The sequence below is a fragment of the Ruegeria sp. ANG-R genome, assembly GCF_000813985.1.
Taxonomy (GTDB): domain Bacteria; phylum Pseudomonadota; class Alphaproteobacteria; order Rhodobacterales; family Rhodobacteraceae; genus Ruegeria.
On the sequence record NZ_JWLJ01000001.1, the window covers coordinates 559,584 to 574,752 of the forward strand.

A 15,169-nucleotide genomic window follows, 5' to 3' on the forward strand; every position below is an offset into this window, starting at 1 on the left:
AGGTTTTGGGCGCGCCACTCAGATCATAAGATCAGAAGGTCGAGGACACTTCCCACTTGGTGATCAGCTCGTTCAGGCTGCCATCGTCCTTCATGGACTGGATCGCCGTGTTGAACTTTTCCTTCAGTTCGCCGTCCGATTCACGGATGCCCATGCCAACGCCACCGCCCAGCGGCACGTCATCGGCGACGAAGCGCAGCTCGCCGTCTTCTTCGACGATCGGTGCGAGGAAGGATTTGTCGGCCAGCACAGCGTCGGCTTCGCCGTTACGGACCGCTGCGATGGTTTCTTCGGGGCTGGCGAATTCGACCAGAGTGGCGCCGGATTCAGCGATATAGCCCGCCTGAATGGTGCCGGTCTGCGCTGCGACCACACCGCCTGCGACGTCGGCATCATCCGACAGGGCCACATAGGCCGAAGGATCGGGCGGCGTGTAGTTCTGGGTGAAGTCGATGACCTCGTCCCGCTCGTCGGTGATCGACATACCGGCGATGATCACGTCATAGTTGCCCGACACCAGGTTGGGAATGATCGAATCCCAGTCGTTCTTGACCCATTCGCAGTCCAGATTGGCGCGTTTGCACAGCTCGTCGCCCAGTTCGCGTTCGAAACCGTCGATTTCACCCGCGTCGTTGATGAAGTTCCAGGGTGCATAAGCGCCCTCGGTGCCCATGCGCACGGTATCGGCCATGGCGATCCCGGCGGTTAGCGCCAGTGCTGCAGTGGTCAGAATCAGGTTTTTCATTGTTACTCCCCTTATTGGTTCTGTCCGTTGATTAAGCCGCCTGAGTGGCGGAGAGAAACCCCTGAAGCCGTTCGGATTCAGGAGCAGTGAAAATGTCTTCGGGTGTGCCTTCTTCTTCGATCAGGCCCTGATGCAGAAAGACGACGTGGCTGGAGATATCTGCCGCCATCTTCATGTCGTGGGTGACGATGATCATGGTGCGCCCCTCGGCGGCCAGATCCTTGATCACCTTGATCACTTCCTGTTCCAGTTCGGGGTCCAGTGCCGAGGTAGGTTCGTCAAACAACAGCGCCTGCGGTTCCATGCACAGCCCGCGCGCGATGGCCGCGCGCTGTTGCTGCCCCCCCGAAAGCTGCGCCGGATAGACGTCGCATTTGTCACCGATGCCGACCTTTTCAAGGTACTTGCGTGCGCTGTCTTCGACCTCGGCCCTGTCGCGGCCGAGAACGGTGACCGGCGCCTCCATCACGTTTTGCAGGATGGTCATATGCGCCCACAGATTGAATTGCTGGAACACCATCGACAGGTTGGTGCGGATGCGCAGCACCTGTTTGGGGTCGGCCGGGCGGCGATGATTGTGACTGCCGGTCCAGTTCACCGGTTCGCCCTTGAACAGAATCTCACCTTCCTGACTGTCTTCCAGCAGGTTGCAGCAGCGCAGCAGGGTGGATTTCCCCGAACCGGAAGACCCGATCAGCGAAACGACGTCGCCGCGATGCGCGGTGATGTCCACACCCTTGAGCACCTCGAGATGGCCAAAGCTTTTGTGAAGGTTCTTGATCTCGATGACGGGAGCGGTGTCTGTCACGGGCAGTCCAGATATGATTGGTGTTGGTGAGGTAATAGGGCCGAAAAATCGGGCTAATGCAATGCGCAAATGACAGGTTCACGCGGCGAAACTGTCAAAATGACCAGTGATGCTGTCAGAATTGTCAGTTTGTCGTCGCGATTGCGCGGGCCGGGTCCAGTCGCCGCGCAATTCTGATCCGGTTGGGGGCAGAGTGAACAGTGCTTTTGGGAAAGGGTGATGGTCCATGTCCCGTCTAACCAAGAGTTTCCAGAATCGCGTCGAGAACCTGCAAATGTGCTTCAGGATCATCGCCTTCTGAAATCGCCAGAGCAGCACGGTCAAAAAGAGCTGAGAGTTGTATTGTCAGGGCCTCAACAGGTAGCGTCCTGATCTGACCCGCTTGCATCGCCTGTTCTAGTCCCAAGCGCAAAGCATCTGCCGAGGTTTCACGATCAATCTTTCCAAGCTCCCGATGTCCCAGCACGGCGGGGCCATCCAGCAGCATTATACGAACCCGGCCGCGGTCCTGCATCGCTTTCAGGTATCCTCGGCTGCCTTGCTGCAAAGCATCAATCGCTGATTTGGGATTGTCGGTCGCCGACTCGGTGATCGCTGCCGCCACATCAAGATATTCCTGCATGACGACTGCGCGAAACAGATCAACCTTATCTTCGAAGTGATGATACAGTGCCCCGCGCGTCACCCCGGCGGCTTTCACGACCTCTGGCGTGGATGTTTCGGCATACCCCTTTTCGCTAAACAGAACCCTTGCGGCTTTTATCAATGCGGATCGCGTCGCATCCGTACGTGATTTATTGGATCGTGTCTGATTTTTTTGTTGCATACATACAGCCTGTATGTTTATTGGATATATACATACAGACTGTATGTATCCAGCGAGAGGAAGACAAGATGAAATGCACACAGTACTACCCCGTCATTCAGACAAACGACGTGGCAGCCACAAAAGCGTTCTATGTTGACAACTTTCGGTTCAATGTCGCCTTCGACGCCGATTGGTACTGCCATCTGCAGTCCAGCGAGGACCCCAAAGTCAATATCGCAATTCTCAAAGGTGACCACGAAACAATCCCCAAGGCTGGGAGGGGCACTGTCGGTGGTTTGACCTAAACTTCGAAGTCGAGGATGTAGATGCGGAGTTTCGGCAGGCAGAAGGTGCAGGTTTGCCAATCCTAAAGACGTTGACCGACGAAAGCTTTGGCCAAAGGCACTTTATCACCTGTGATCCGAACGGCGTTCTGATCGATGTTATCAAGCCGATCCCGCCGGTGGGAGAGTTTGTCGATCAATATACCCCAGAAGCTCTACCAACAGGGTGACACTGAGACTGGAAAGACCTGTGCCAGGACACAGGTCTTAACCGTTTGTATTAAGCGTCCAACTTTGAGGAACAGCTATGGTTCCGTCCGCGCAGAATGAACCTTGATCTGTTCAGGCCTTGGCCGCCTTTTGCCGGGCCAGCGCGGAATCCACGTCACTGACCCCTAGCAGGCTGACCACAAGGCGCAGGAGGGAGTCCTCTTCACCGCTCCGATGACCGTCGGCCAGCGCGACGGACCACATGGCCTGAACCACGGCGAGGCGGTGGTCATAGGCGATGGCCTCTTTGATCGCGCGGGTGAAGCGGACGGTGTCGGGCGCCTGTGCCTCAAGGTCTTCGGCGCGGGCGCGCAGAGCGGCGGCTTCGAACCGGGACAGGCCGTAGCGTTCGGACGAGATACGGTCGATCCGGGCCATTTCGGTGTCGGCATAGTCATTGTCGGACCGCGCGATGCGCACCAACAGGGCGGTGAGGGCCAGACGGGCATCGTCTTCGACAAGCGGGTCGGGCTGCGGCTGTGTGAGCCGGGACAGGAAATCGTTGAACATGGTCAGTTATATAGAGGTTGCTCAGGTCGCTTCCAAGCGGCTTTGTATCCGCTCGCGTGCGGCCTTGCTGTCATTGAAGCTGAGGCCCATGGCGATGCGGGCTTCTTCGACGATCTTGACCTCGCCTTCATCCGTATCGCCATCGGCCAGAACCACCTCCCACAGTGCGTCCAGTGCGGCCAGACGTTCCTTGAGGTCAGTGGTTTCGCGGATCAGCTTGCCGAACGTATCGGTTTCGGGGGCGGCTGCGTGCAGTTTTTCACAGGTGGCGCGGACCTTGGCGGCCTCGATGGCGTTGTGCTGATAGAGCCGCGCCAGAATGCGGTCGATCAGGCTGATCTCTTCCAGCTTATAGTCGCGGTCGGCCTGCGCCACGCGCACCATTAACGCACCGAGGGCCAGTTCGGCATCGGGGTCGGGCAACTTGTCATGTTGCGGCGGCCGGAAGGCTTGAAGGAACTTTTTCAACATGGGGGCAGGATATTCCGTATTTCGAAGCGCGCCAAGCGGTGCTAGCTCTCATAGCCCTGAATGATCACAAGATCGCCGGTCGAGACCGGATCGCGTAGCGCTTTGGCCGCCTGATACCCCTCGCTTTCGTAACAGGCCAGCGCCTGTTCGTAGCTGGGGAACTCAATTACCACGGTGCGGGCGCGGGCCTGGCCTTCGGCTTGGGTTCGTTCACCACCACGCACCAGAAATCGGGCTCCGTATTCGGCAAACGGCGCCGCATTGGCAGCGATATACGATTTATAGGCCTCGATGTCGTCTACATCGACATGGGCAACCCAGTATCCTTTGGCCACGGCACATCCTCCGCTGGTGTCCCGTGCAAGGTGCGGAGGAAAATGCCGAATTGCAATCCCCTAAAAGTGGATCATCCGCCGGATTGCAGGGCCTCGCGCGCCTTGTCCTGTAGCCAGGCGATCATCTGCCGGTAGGGCACCGGGCCATAGCTGATGCGGGCGACGCCGAGTTTCGTCAGCGTCTGCGTATCAGGCGTGCCGGGAAGGGCGATGATGTTGACCGGCAGGTCAGTCGCATCGCAAAGGCGCTTGATCATGGTTTCATCCTTCAAGCCGGGGGCAAAGAAACCGCTGGCCCCGGCATCGGCATAAGCTTCGGCACGGGCCATGGCATCGTCCAGCATCGCCTCATCATGGGTGTCCGGGTGGGCCTTGAGGAAGATATCGGTGCGGGCGTTGATGAAGGCGGGGATACCGGTGGCATCACAGCTTTCGCGCATGGCGGCGACGCGCGCAGTTTGAGTTTCGATGTCATAAAGGTCTTTGGTTCCAACGATCTGGTCTTCAAAGTTGAAGCCGATGACGCCGGTTTCCAGCGCGCGTTTGACGTTGGCCGAAATGCCGAAGGTATCTTCGGCATAGGCGCCTTCAAGATCCATCGTGACCGGAATTTCAACGGCTTCGACAATGCGGCGGGCGTTGTCCAGCGCCGTTTCAAAGGGGATGTTCTGCCCATCCGTAAAACCCTGAGCCATCGCTACGGGCGCGCTGCCGGTGGCCAGCGCCTTGGCCCCGGCATCGCGCACTGCAGCTGCGCTGCCTGCGTCCCAGATGTTATAGAGGATGACCGGATCGCCCTTCTTATGCAGGGCGGCAAAGGTTTCTGCCTGGGTAATCTGGTCGGTCATGGCCGGTCTCCTGTCGCTGTCATGGCGGCAGTTAACCGTGCAAACCCTCGGCGCGTAAAGATGTTTCGCGCCAAGGGGTACAATACTGTTATCGGTCCGTGATCAGACCAGACGCGAGGTGTCTTTCGCCGCGCGCACAAAATCGCGGAACAGAGGGTGCGGGTCGAAGGGTTTGGATTTCAGTTCCGGATGGTACTGAACGCCGATGAACCAAGGGTGATCCGACCATTCGACGATTTCCGGCAGGCGGCCATCCGGCGACATGCCCGAGAAGTTCAGCCCGGCTTTTTCCAGCTTGTCGCGGTATTTGATGTCGACCTCATAGCGGTGACGATGGCGTTCCTCGATATTGGTGCCGCCATAGACCTCCGCCACTTTCGAGCCTTCGGCCAGAACCGCATCATAAGCGCCCAGACGCATGGTGCCGCCTTTGTCGTCACCCACTTTGCGTTCGACCTTGTGGTTTCCCTGCACCCATTCCTTGAGGTGGTAAACCACCGGTTCAAAACGCTTTTTCCCGGCCTCGTGGTCGAACTCCTCCGAGCCGGCCTCGGTAATGCCCGCCGCATTGCGCGCCGCTTCGATCACCGCCATCTGCATACCCAGACAAATACCCAGATAGGGCACTTTATGTTCGCGGGCGTACTGCGCTGCCTTGATCTTGCCTTCTGTCCCGCGTTCGCCAAAGCCGCCGGGGACGAGGATGGCGTGGAAGCCTTCAAGGTGAGGGGCGACATCCTCATTGTCGAAGACCTCGGCATCGACCCATTCGACCTTGACCTTGACCCGGTTGGCCATGCCGCCATGGGTCAGCGCCTCGGCGATTGACTTATAGGCGTCTTCCAGCTGGGTGTATTTGCCAACAATGGCAACCTTCACTTCGCCTTCGGCATTGTGAATGCGGTCGCTGACGTCTTCCCATTTGGCCAGATCGGGTTTGGGCGCAGGGCTGATCTGGAATGCATCCAGAACCGCCTGATCCAGACCTTCGCGGTGATAGGCCAGCGGAGCGTCGTAGATGGTGCTGAGATCCTGCGCCGCGATCACGCTGTCGGGGCGCACGTTGCAGAACAGCGCCAGCTTTTCTCGCTCTTTCTTTGGAATCGGTCCTTCTGACCGGCAAACCAGAATATCCGGGGCCAGACCGATCGAGCGCAGCTCTTTCACCGAGTGCTGGGTCGGTTTGGTTTTTAGCTCTCCGCTGGCCTTGATGTAGGGCAACAGCGTCAGATGCATGAACAGGCACTGACCGCGCGGTTTGTCCTGACTGAACTGGCGGATCGCTTCAAAGAAGGGCAGGCCTTCGATATCGCCCACGGTGCCGCCAATTTCGCAGAGCATGAAATCAACCTCATCCTCGCCAATGGCGATGAAATCCTTGATCTCGTTGGTGACGTGCGGGATCACCTGAATGGTTTTGCCGAGGTAGTCGCCACGGCGTTCTTTCTCGAGCACGTTCGAATAAATCCGCCCCGAGCTGACCGAGTCGGTCTTGCGTGCGGCGACACCGGTGAACCGTTCATAGTGGCCAAGGTCCAGATCGGTCTCGGCCCCGTCATCGGTGACGAACACCTCGCCATGTTCAAAGGGCGACATGGTGCCCGGATCGACGTTCAGATAGGGGTCCAGCTTGCGCAAACGCACCGAGTATCCCCGGGCCTGCAACAAGGCGCCAAGAGCCGCCGAAGCCAGTCCTTTGCCCAAGGATGAAACCACACCACCAGTGATGAAAATAAAACGCGCCATGTTTTTCGGCTGCTCCCGTGAGACGTCATTATCAGCTGCCCGGCGGTCTCGAAAAACCGCTGCACCACGGGACTTCACATATAAAGGATTCGCGCCAATAGCGCAAGAGAACCGCAAGATGCTGTTGCAGTTCTCCTCCGGATTTCTAGGTTTTGTGGCTTAGTCGGCAGCCTGCGGGATCAGCGGAGCGTTGTCGCCCTGCGTTGGCGGCAGCAGGTCATCCGCCGCCGGAACTGCCGGGGCGCTTTCCTCGGCCGGGGCCGGTGCAGATACGCCCAGACGATCGATCACCGAGCTGCCCGAAGACTTCTGAGCCGCCAGAATCGTCAGCGTGATTGAGGTGACGATAAAGCACGCAGCCAAGATCCACGTCAGCTTGCCCAGAGCGGTCGCCGCCGCGCGGCCGGTCATGGCCCCGCCGCCACCGCCACCCATTCCAAGGCCGCCGCCTTCGGACCGCTGCATCAGCACAACGGCAATCAGGCCCAAAGCCAGAAGAAGGTGGATGATGAGAACAACGTTTTCCATGGTGGTCCTGTACAGCGTGGCGTGTATCGCGTGGTACTTATGCAAGTTTGCCAGCGGGGGCAAGGGAGGAGTTGGCATCACGGGCGGTGATGTTTCATATCACGTCAAAGAGACTGGACAGGGTGCGGTTCTGTCGCGCAGGCTGCGCCTCATGCCACATGATGATCACGACCACCCGCACGCCCTGTTGCCATCCGAACCCGCGCTTCGTGTAAAGGCGCTTGAGACGATTCTGACCCGTAAAGGGCTGATCGATCCGGCGGCGCTGGATGAAATCATCGACACCTACCAGAACAGGATAGGACCGCAGAACGGCGCCAATGTCGTTGCCAGGGCCTGGAGCGACCCGGCTTTCAAAGCCGCGCTGCTGGAGGACGCCACCTCGGTCGTGGCCGATCTGGGCTACTACGGGCGTCAGGGCGAGCATATGGTGGTTGTCGAAAACACGCCCGAGCAGCACAACATGGTCGTCTGTACCTTGTGCAGTTGTTACCCGTGGCCGCTGCTGGGTATCCCGCCCGGCTGGTACAAATCGGATGCCTATCGCGCCCGCGCGGTGCGGGAGCCGCGCAAGGTTCTTGCCGAGTTTGGCGTAGCCTTGCCCGAAGGCACATCGGTTCGCGTCTGGGATTCGACAGCCGAAGTTCGTTATCTTGTGCTGCCGATGCGCCCCGAAGGTACCGAAAGTCTGAGCGAGGATGAACTGGCCGCTCTGGTCACGCGCGACAGCATGATCGGCACCGGCTTGCCGAAGGAGGCGTCATGACGCGGGTCCATGATATGGGAGGGCGCTTTGGCGATGGCCCAATAAACCCGGAGCCCGAAGATGCGCCGGTCTTCGCCGAGGACTGGCACGCGCGGGCGCTGGCTGTGACTTTGGCTGCGGGCTTTCTGGGGCAATGGAACATCGATGTGTCACGCCATGCGCGGGAACGGTTGTCCCCCAGGGATTATGCGCGGTTTTCCTACTATGAAAAGTGGATGTCCGGTCTGGCTGATCTTCTGGTCGAAAAGGGTGTTCTGACGCGGGATGATCTGCGCGGTGTGGACCGCGAGGCCGCGCACCGTCTGGCCGCGCGTGTTTTGAGGGCCGAGGCGGTCCAAGATGCATTGGCAAGGGGAGGGCCTGCGGATCGACCATCGAATGTCGCGGTTCGGTTTGAAACAGGGCAGGCGGTCCGAACCTTGCGTCCAGGCGCCAATCGGCTGGTCAATGGCGGCCACACCCGGCTGCCGATCTATGCCGCTGGTGCAAAGGGTCGCATCCTCAGACTGCATGGCACCCATGTGCTGCCGGATTCCAACGCCCATGGACTGGGTGAAGCCCCCGAGCCGCTTTACGCGGTCGTGTTTCCGGCCTCGGAGCTATGGGCAGATTCGGAACATCCGGCGGATGAGGTCGTGCTGGACCTCTGGCAATCCTATCTGGAGCCTGCATGAACGATTGCGTCACACATACCGCTCCCGAACCGGTTTTTGCCGAACCGTGGCACGCACAGGTCTTTGCGGTCACCGTCGCGTTGAACGAAGCGGGCCGGTTCGACTGGTCAGATTGGGCAGCGCGATTTTCGAGCACCCTGAAACGGCACGGTCTCAAAAAGGAACTGGACGGCGGGGATGATTATTTCAAAGCCTGGTTGGAGACACTGGAGGTTTTGCTGACGGATCAGGGTGAAGCGTCCTGCGATGACCTGCAGGCCCTGCGCAATGCTTGGGAAGAGGCTTATTTGACCACGCCACACGGACAGCCCGTCGATCTGCAACAAAGGTAGAGGGGGCGCTGCCCCCGCCGCCCGTTCCGGTCGGCCCCCCGGGATATTTGTAGCCAGATGAAGCAGGGGCTCCGATCTTCATCTGGCCAGAAAATATCCCCGCCGGAGGCATCGCGCTTCGCGCGATTTCCCGATGCGTCGAATTACCGGTTTCCCTGCCGCTTGCACCCCGCTATATGAGCCGGGTTTGATAACTCAGCGCAAAAGGACCGGATATGGCCAATGTGGTTGTTGTCGGCGCCCAGTGGGGCGACGAAGGAAAAGGCAAGATCGTCGACTGGCTCAGCGAGCGTGCAGACGTGATCGCGCGTTTTCAGGGCGGGCATAATGCCGGGCACACGCTGGTCATCGACGGCGAAGTTTACAAGCTGAATGCGCTGCCTTCGGGCGTTGTTCGAGGCGGCAAGCTGAGCGTGATCGGCAATGGCGTCGTACTGGACCCGTGGCATCTTGTGGCCGAGATCGCCTCGATCCGCGAGCAGGGTGTGGAGATCACGCCGGAAACCCTGATGATCGCCGAGAATACGCCTTTGATCCTGCCGATCCATGGCGAGTTGGATCGCGCACGGGAAGAGGCCGCCAGCAAAGGGACCAAGATCGGAACAACGGGTCGCGGCATCGGGCCGGCCTATGAAGACAAGGTCGGGCGCCGTTCGGTTCGGGTAGCGGATCTCGCTGATGCAGCAACGCTTGAAGCGCGTGTTGATCGCGCCCTGCAGCATCATGATCCTCTGCGCAAAGGGCTGGGGATCGAACCGGTTGACCGGGATGTGCTGATCGCCCGGTTGAATGAGATAGCCTCGCAGATTCTGCCCTTCGCTGCGCCGGTCTGGAAGGTGCTGAATGAAAAGCGCAAGGCGGGTAAGCGTATCCTGTTTGAGGGCGCGCAAGGCGCATTGCTGGATATCGACTTTGGCACGTATCCGTTTGTCACGTCGTCCAACGTGATCGCCGGGCAGGCGGCTACGGGTGTGGGTATCGGTCCGGGTTCAGTCGATTTCGTGCTGGGCATCGTCAAGGCTTATACCACGAGGGTCGGAGAAGGACCTTTCCCAACCGAACTGGATGACGACGATGGGTTGCGCCTTGGTACACGCGGGCACGAATTCGGCACGGTTACGGGCCGAAAGCGCCGTTGCGGCTGGTTCGATGCCTGTCTGGTGCGGCAGACCTGCGCAACCAGCGGTGTGAACGGGATTTCGTTGACCAAGCTGGATGTACTGGACGGTTTCGAGACACTGAAAATCTGCGTAGGCTATGATCTGGACGGCGAACGCCTGGACTATCTGCCCACTGCAGCCGATCAGCAGGGACGCTGCAAACCGATTTATGAAGAGATGCCGGGGTGGAGCGAATCCACCGAAGGCGCACGCAGCTGGGCAGAATTGCCTGCAAATGCGATCAAATATGTGCGTCGCGTCGAAGAACTGATCGAATGCCCCGTCGCCCTGTTGTCGACCAGCCCGGAGCGGGAGGACACCATTCTGGTGACCGATCCGTTTGCCGACTGATGAGCGGTGATGAGAAGCCCGGCCTCAGCTACAAGGCGCGGCGGCGCTGGTCTTTGGTGCTGTTGCTGGTGGGATTGCCGGTTTACATCGTCGCGGTGGTGACGGTGTTGAACTGGCTGGATCGTCCACCGATCTGGTTGGAGCTGCTGGTTTATATCGCGGTGGGTATCCTTTGGGCTTTGCCGTTCAAGTTTGTTTTCCGCGGAGTGGGCAAGGAAGACCCGGATCAGGGTCAGGAATAATCGCCACGGTTGCCCCAACCGTGTGTGCGTGGCAGGTTTTCTGAAACACGACGGATCGGGTTTCAGGGCAGGTGGCACATGAAAAAGCGGATTTTGGCGGCGGTAGCGACAGGGTTTCTGGCCGGACCCGCGCAGGCAGACGGTTGGTCTTATACAATCGCGTCGTATTTCTGGGCCCCGGAATTCAGAACCTCGCTGGACGTGGGGCCAAATCCACCGGTCGACGGCGATGCCTCGATTTTCGACATTCTCAACGGAGCCTTCCTGATTGCGGGAGAGGCCCGGAACGGGCGCTGGTCGATTGGCGGTGAGTTCAACTACCTCGATCTCGGGGATGACGTCTCGATCGGGCGTTTCAATGACGCGGCCAGTTGGAATCTGGACGGGACGATGATGTCGCTGGGCGCCAGCTATGCGGTTTATGAGGGCGATGGGACGCGTCTGGAGGCCATGGCCGGGTTGCGTCATTGGGACCTGAATGTCTCGACGACCGTGCTCAACCGTACCGTCAGCACGGATCAGAGCTGGACTGACCCGTTGATCGGTGCGCGCTTTAGCCACGTGCTGAATGACCGTTGGCGGGTCAGCGCATTGGGTAACGTCGGCGGTTTTGGCTACGGGTCGAAATTCCAATGGGAAGCGTTGGTTCAAGCGAGTTGGAAATGGACCGACAGGATCAGCGTTGCAGGCGGATACCGCCATTTGGATGTCGAGTTCGAAGAAGGGCGCGAGGTTATCGACCTGATCCTGACCGGCCCCTACATCGCGTTGGCCTTCACCTTCTGATCCGGCCAGCAGAACGCCGCCCGGGTGGGAAACACGGGCCGCGGAGCGCTTTGGCGGATTTGTCGTCGAGGGGGCCAGATACAGGCGTAAGGAAAGGGCCGGAGTCTCCTCCGGCCCTGTCGAGTTTCGAGGGGGGTAATTAAGTTGCGCCGGGTTTAGCCCGCAGCGCGTTCGTCATCGTTCGGGCGAAACCCGATCTGGGTTGAGGCGGCGAAACGGCCACCTCCGGCCTTTTCGATCTTGCCGTCGCGCAGCAACTGACCAAACGACCGCAGGCTTTCTTCGCGATTGAACGAATCTTGTTTGAGCGAACGAACCTTGTTCATCAGTTGCGGACGCGAGAACTGCTCCTGACCTTCGATGAAGGACAGATAGGCCGCTGCAGCTTCCAGCAGATCGAGCAGCGACTGGGCACCCTGTTCCTGCGCGAAGGTGGCGAAACCACCTTCTTCGTCGTCGGTGTCGTCCTCGGCAGACGTAACACGGCGCGGCGTAACCGGGCCGGTGTCCGCCGTATCGGTGTCAATCCGCTGTTCGGCCACGAGTTTCAAAGGGGCGGCAGCATCCATAGACGGGCGTTCGCTGGTGACCTCAATCTCGGGGCGGCGCGGGTTGACGACCGAAGCCAGATCACCGCGATAGTCGTCCTCGGCATTCTGGGACTTGTCCTTACCGTCCTCACGGTCCGCTTCGGTCGCGGCAACGGCGGTGCGCAGGTGCGAATACGTTTCGCGCTGATCGCTGGTGGCAGGGTCCTCCAAATGGGCACCAGCCTTGTCCATCAGGCGCGAGACGTCCTGATCGAGGCCGGACATATCGGGCAGTTCAGCGGCTGTATTCGCCTCCAGTTCGGATTCGACCAGAGCGATTTCATCCAGCAGCAGCGCCTCGTCCTCAGCCGAGATGACACCTGCGGCAAGGCTGGACAGTTCCGACGTGTCTTCATCTTCTTCGCTAAGAATATTGGACGGGCTTTCGTCTTCGGGCTCGGACGTGTCGTCGAGGTCCGAAAAGAGTACGTCGCTGTCCGTGACCTCGGGGGTCTGTTCCAGAGCTTCGTCTTCGTCGCGGTTGTGTGCAGTTTCTACCGCAGAGATCATCGCGGTCACGTCGACCGCATCCTGCTCGGCAGGGGCGGTTGTGGCCGGCTCCTGTTCCTGAACAGCCGGTTCGACACTGTCTTCCATCTGCTCGGGTGCTGCGGACAGTTCGACCTCGGGCGTTGTGGCAGGGGTGGTGTCGCCGGCGGTCTCTTCCAGATCGTCGGGGTTCAGCGCGCCTGCCTCGAACGCGGCCGAGATCGCGTCGGCCTGCGGTTTCACGGGCCGGAGATAGCTGACGTCTTCGTCTTCCGAAAAAGCGGTGGACGATGCGTCGGAATGCGAGACAACGGCCCGGATGCGCTGCAGCTTGGCCGCGATGCTGTCGGCCGCCGGGACGGCTTCGGCCTGGGGGATGGCCGGTGCAGGGGGAACAACGTCATTGGTGGGTTGAACAGGTTCAGTTGCAGGAGCAGGCGCGATCGCAGCGGGGGTCGGTGCTGCAGCGGCGCCGGAGTCGGTGGCACGCAGAAGAAGGCCCGCCTCGCTCTGACTGGCTTCGACCTTTTGCGTGGCATCGCGCTGGGCGATGCGGGTCAGCATTTCGGCGTCAGGCTGGGGAGGTTCCGATCCGAAATAACGGTCGTCCGCGGCGAGGTCCCGGAAATATTCGGCAATGGCTTTCATCGTTTCAAACGAGTCGTCGAAGCCTTCGAGGGTGCACGAGAAGGTTCCGTAAGAAACGGTTAACACCTTGTTGTTCTGTACCATCAGACGCATGTCCTTTACAAACTACCAGGTCGATTACCAGACACAGCACAGGCAACCGACTCGAAACTCTAGCCATGAAGCTATCATTTTGTGGTTTCATTATGTCCAAAACTGGAAAATATGGTCAATCTTGTGGAAAATGGGGCAATTGTTCGCTCTGGCAGGCCAATAGGGCTATTTGGCGGCGGGGAAATCAGTTCCGAGGATGTGAATCTGGTGCTGAGTCGCGTCACTTCCGCCGTGGCGGCGGATAGTGGCGCGGCTGCGCTGATTGATTCGGGTCAGATTCCGGACGTGGTGATTGGCGATTTCGACTCGCTTGCGGCAGAGTATCGGGCGCAAATCCCGGATGATCGGCTGTTCCCCATACATGAGCAGGACAGCACGGATTTCGACAAGGCGCTTCGCAGCATCAGTGCGCCAGTGGTGTTGGCGGCGGGTTTTCTGGGGGCGCGTGTCGATCATCAGTTGGTGGCGTTCAACACGCTCACCCGGTTGCAGGACAGGCCGTGCATTCTGTTGGGGGCATGTGAGATCGTGTTCCACACGCCGCCCCGCATCAATTTGGAACTGGCAGCCGGAGAGACGGTGTCCTTGTTCCCGCTGCGGCGGGTGACCGGGCGGAGCGACGGGCTGGAGTGGCCGATTGACGATCTGGTGCTGGAGCCGGACGGGCGGGTTGGCACATCAAACCGGGCGCTGGGTGCATTCACGCTTGAGGTGGACGGGCCGGGATTGCTGACAATCCTGCCGCGCACGGCGCTGGATCAGGTCACGCAGGCGTTTCTGTCGGGCCAGACCGGGCGTTGGCCCGCTCGTGCAGGATGACGTAAAGCCCCGCTGCGATGGTAATGCCGATGCCAAGTGCGGCCAGCCCGTTGGGCAGGTCTTGAAAGATCAGCCAGCCGATCAGGGTGGCGACCGGGATCTCTAGATACTGCATCGGGGCCAGGGTGGCCGACGGCGCATAGCGCAGCGACCATGTCATCAGCAGATGCGCCACGGTGCCAAGGACGCCTATCCCAAGTAGCAGCCAGAGCGTTTCGCCTGTCGGCATCGTCAGGGACATTGCGGGCAGGCCGGTCTGGGAACCCAGCAGAACAATCGGCAGCAAAAAGACGGTTGCCATGGCCCCCGATACCGCCTGCAGCGCAACCGGGTCTGTTTCCTTGGCGATCCGCCGCGTGACCAGCATGAACAGGGCAAAAACCACCGCTACGATTAATGGCAACAAAGCGGGGGCGCCGACCTGCGCAAAGCTGGGCTGGATCACCAGCAAGGTGCCGATAAACCCCACGACACAGGCGATCAGGCGGCGTGGACCGACCTGTTCACCCAGCACATTTTTGCCGAGCAGCAGCATGATAAACGGCATCACAAAGGCGATGGCGACGGTGTCAGCCAGCGGCATGTATTGCAGCGCCGTGAACATTGCGGCGATCCCAATGATGTGCAGGAGGGTGCGGATCATCGTCAGGCGCAGGACCCTTGGTGTCATCCGCCAAGGCTTGCCTGTCACGGCGATCAGCGGAATGAGGATCGCCGCCTGTATACCAAACCGCACCAGTACCAGCAGACCCAGAGCGGTGGTCTCACCCAACAGCTTCGCCATCCCGTCACCCAATGGCGCGAGCACGCAGAAGCCGAGCATCAGTATGATGCCGAAAACGGGACGATCCTGGGTCATGCACGCG

At 59.7% G+C, this 15,169-nt stretch carries 20 protein-coding genes; 9 read left to right on the plus strand and 11 right to left on the minus strand.

Features of this window, described 5'->3' with window-relative positions; all coding sequences use genetic code 11:
• Nucleotides 1-31: 31 nt before the first annotated feature.
• The 3 genes from RA27_RS02805 to RA27_RS02815 form a co-directional block, all read right to left on the minus strand.
• The gene (locus RA27_RS02805; RefSeq protein ID WP_039534772.1) at nt 32-745 is read right to left on the minus strand and encodes a transporter substrate-binding domain-containing protein; all 714 of its coding nucleotides are present in this window, start codon (nt 743-745) and stop codon (nt 32-34) included.
• A gap of 31 nt (nt 746-776) precedes the next feature.
• Nucleotides 777-1,553 (minus strand): ATP-binding cassette domain-containing protein, encoded by a 777-nt coding sequence (locus RA27_RS02810; RefSeq protein ID WP_039534775.1) that lies wholly within the window; start codon nt 1,551-1,553, stop codon nt 777-779.
• Between the two features lie 235 nt (nt 1,554-1,788).
• Nucleotides 1,789-2,379 carry a TetR/AcrR family transcriptional regulator gene (locus tag RA27_RS02815; RefSeq protein WP_039534777.1) on the minus strand — a complete coding sequence of 197 codons (591 nt, stop codon included), beginning with the start codon at nt 2,377-2,379 and terminating at the stop codon, nt 1,789-1,791.
• Between the two features lie 68 nt (nt 2,380-2,447).
• On the opposite strand from RA27_RS02815, the gene RA27_RS24655 reads away from it, so the two are divergent.
• Together RA27_RS24655 and RA27_RS24960 are read left to right on the plus strand one after the other, a co-directional pair.
• Nucleotides 2,448-2,666, plus strand: a complete 219-nt coding sequence (locus RA27_RS24655; RefSeq protein WP_241483998.1) for a hypothetical protein — start codon at nt 2,448-2,450, stop codon at nt 2,664-2,666.
• A gap of 53 nt (nt 2,667-2,719) precedes the next feature.
• Nucleotides 2,720-2,875 (plus strand): hypothetical protein, encoded by a 156-nt coding sequence (locus tag RA27_RS24960; RefSeq protein WP_343294143.1) that lies wholly within the window; start codon nt 2,720-2,722, stop codon nt 2,873-2,875.
• A gap of 112 nt (nt 2,876-2,987) precedes the next feature.
• On the opposite strand, the gene RA27_RS02825 is transcribed toward RA27_RS24960, so the two are convergent.
• The 6 genes from RA27_RS02825 to secG form a co-directional block, all read right to left on the minus strand.
• Entirely contained in the window at nt 2,988-3,425 is a 438-nt protein-coding gene (locus RA27_RS02825) for a TerB family tellurite resistance protein (protein WP_039534779.1), read from the minus strand.
• Nucleotides 3,426-3,446: 21 nt separating this feature from the next.
• The gene (locus tag RA27_RS02830) at nt 3,447-3,896 is read right to left on the minus strand and encodes a TerB family tellurite resistance protein (protein ID WP_039534780.1); all 450 of its coding nucleotides are present in this window, start codon (nt 3,894-3,896) and stop codon (nt 3,447-3,449) included.
• A 41-nt stretch (nt 3,897-3,937) separates the two neighbouring features.
• Nucleotides 3,938-4,231: a DUF1330 domain-containing protein gene (locus RA27_RS02835; RefSeq protein WP_039534783.1), complete on the minus strand. Its 294-nt coding sequence runs from the start codon at nt 4,229-4,231 to the stop codon at nt 3,938-3,940.
• A 71-nt stretch (nt 4,232-4,302) separates the two neighbouring features.
• The gene (locus RA27_RS02840) at nt 4,303-5,079 is read right to left on the minus strand and encodes an isocitrate lyase/phosphoenolpyruvate mutase family protein (RefSeq protein WP_039534785.1); all 777 of its coding nucleotides are present in this window, start codon (nt 5,077-5,079) and stop codon (nt 4,303-4,305) included.
• Between the two features lie 102 nt (nt 5,080-5,181).
• Complete coding sequence (locus RA27_RS02845; RefSeq protein WP_039534787.1) at nt 5,182-6,825, minus strand: CTP synthase; 1,644 nt, start codon at nt 6,823-6,825, stop codon at nt 5,182-5,184.
• A gap of 159 nt (nt 6,826-6,984) precedes the next feature.
• Nucleotides 6,985-7,353, minus strand: a complete 369-nt coding sequence (gene secG, locus RA27_RS02850; protein ID WP_039534789.1) for a preprotein translocase subunit SecG — start codon at nt 7,351-7,353, stop codon at nt 6,985-6,987.
• A 151-nt stretch (nt 7,354-7,504) separates the two neighbouring features.
• Here secG and nthA point away from each other — a divergent pair, with 151 nt between their 5' ends.
• The 6 genes from nthA (at nt 7,505) to RA27_RS02880 (ending at nt 11,664) form a co-directional block, all read left to right on the plus strand.
• On the plus strand, nt 7,505-8,119 hold the full coding sequence (gene nthA / locus RA27_RS02855; protein WP_039536861.1) for a nitrile hydratase subunit alpha: 615 nt from the start codon (nt 7,505-7,507) through the stop codon (nt 8,117-8,119).
• Nucleotides 8,116-8,793: a nitrile hydratase subunit beta gene (gene nthB, locus RA27_RS02860; RefSeq protein ID WP_039534792.1), complete on the plus strand. Its 678-nt coding sequence runs from the start codon at nt 8,116-8,118 to the stop codon at nt 8,791-8,793. The genes nthA and nthB overlap by 4 nt, the downstream gene beginning before the upstream one ends.
• Nucleotides 8,790-9,125 (plus strand): nitrile hydratase accessory protein, encoded by a 336-nt coding sequence (locus tag RA27_RS02865; protein WP_039534794.1) that lies wholly within the window; start codon nt 8,790-8,792, stop codon nt 9,123-9,125. The genes nthB and RA27_RS02865 overlap by 4 nt, the downstream gene beginning before the upstream one ends.
• A 215-nt stretch (nt 9,126-9,340) precedes the next feature.
• Nucleotides 9,341-10,636, plus strand: coding sequence for an adenylosuccinate synthase (locus RA27_RS02870; RefSeq protein ID WP_039534796.1), 1,296 nt, complete (start codon nt 9,341-9,343; stop codon nt 10,634-10,636).
• Entirely contained in the window at nt 10,636-10,878 is a 243-nt protein-coding gene (locus RA27_RS02875) for a DUF2842 domain-containing protein (RefSeq protein ID WP_039534798.1), read from the plus strand. Before RA27_RS02870 ends, RA27_RS02875 begins: the two co-directional genes overlap by 1 nt.
• Before the next feature lie 78 nt (nt 10,879-10,956).
• Nucleotides 10,957-11,664: a hypothetical protein gene (locus RA27_RS02880; protein WP_052265151.1), complete on the plus strand. Its 708-nt coding sequence runs from the start codon at nt 10,957-10,959 to the stop codon at nt 11,662-11,664.
• 155 nt (nt 11,665-11,819) lie between these two features.
• On the opposite strand, the gene RA27_RS02885 is transcribed toward RA27_RS02880, so the two are convergent.
• Nucleotides 11,820-13,475, minus strand: a complete 1,656-nt coding sequence (locus tag RA27_RS02885; protein WP_039536864.1) for a hypothetical protein — start codon at nt 13,473-13,475, stop codon at nt 11,820-11,822.
• Nucleotides 13,476-13,595: 120 nt separating this feature from the next.
• Between RA27_RS02885 and RA27_RS02890 the strand changes: the two genes are divergently transcribed.
• Nucleotides 13,596-14,303, plus strand: a complete 708-nt coding sequence (locus tag RA27_RS02890; protein WP_039534804.1) for a thiamine diphosphokinase — start codon at nt 13,596-13,598, stop codon at nt 14,301-14,303.
• Here the strand turns inward: RA27_RS02890 and RA27_RS02895 are convergent.
• Complete coding sequence (locus tag RA27_RS02895) at nt 14,248-15,162, minus strand: DMT family transporter (RefSeq protein ID WP_039534806.1); 915 nt, start codon at nt 15,160-15,162, stop codon at nt 14,248-14,250. The genes RA27_RS02890 and RA27_RS02895 overlap by 56 nt on opposite strands.
• Nucleotides 15,163-15,169 lie beyond the last annotated feature (7 nt).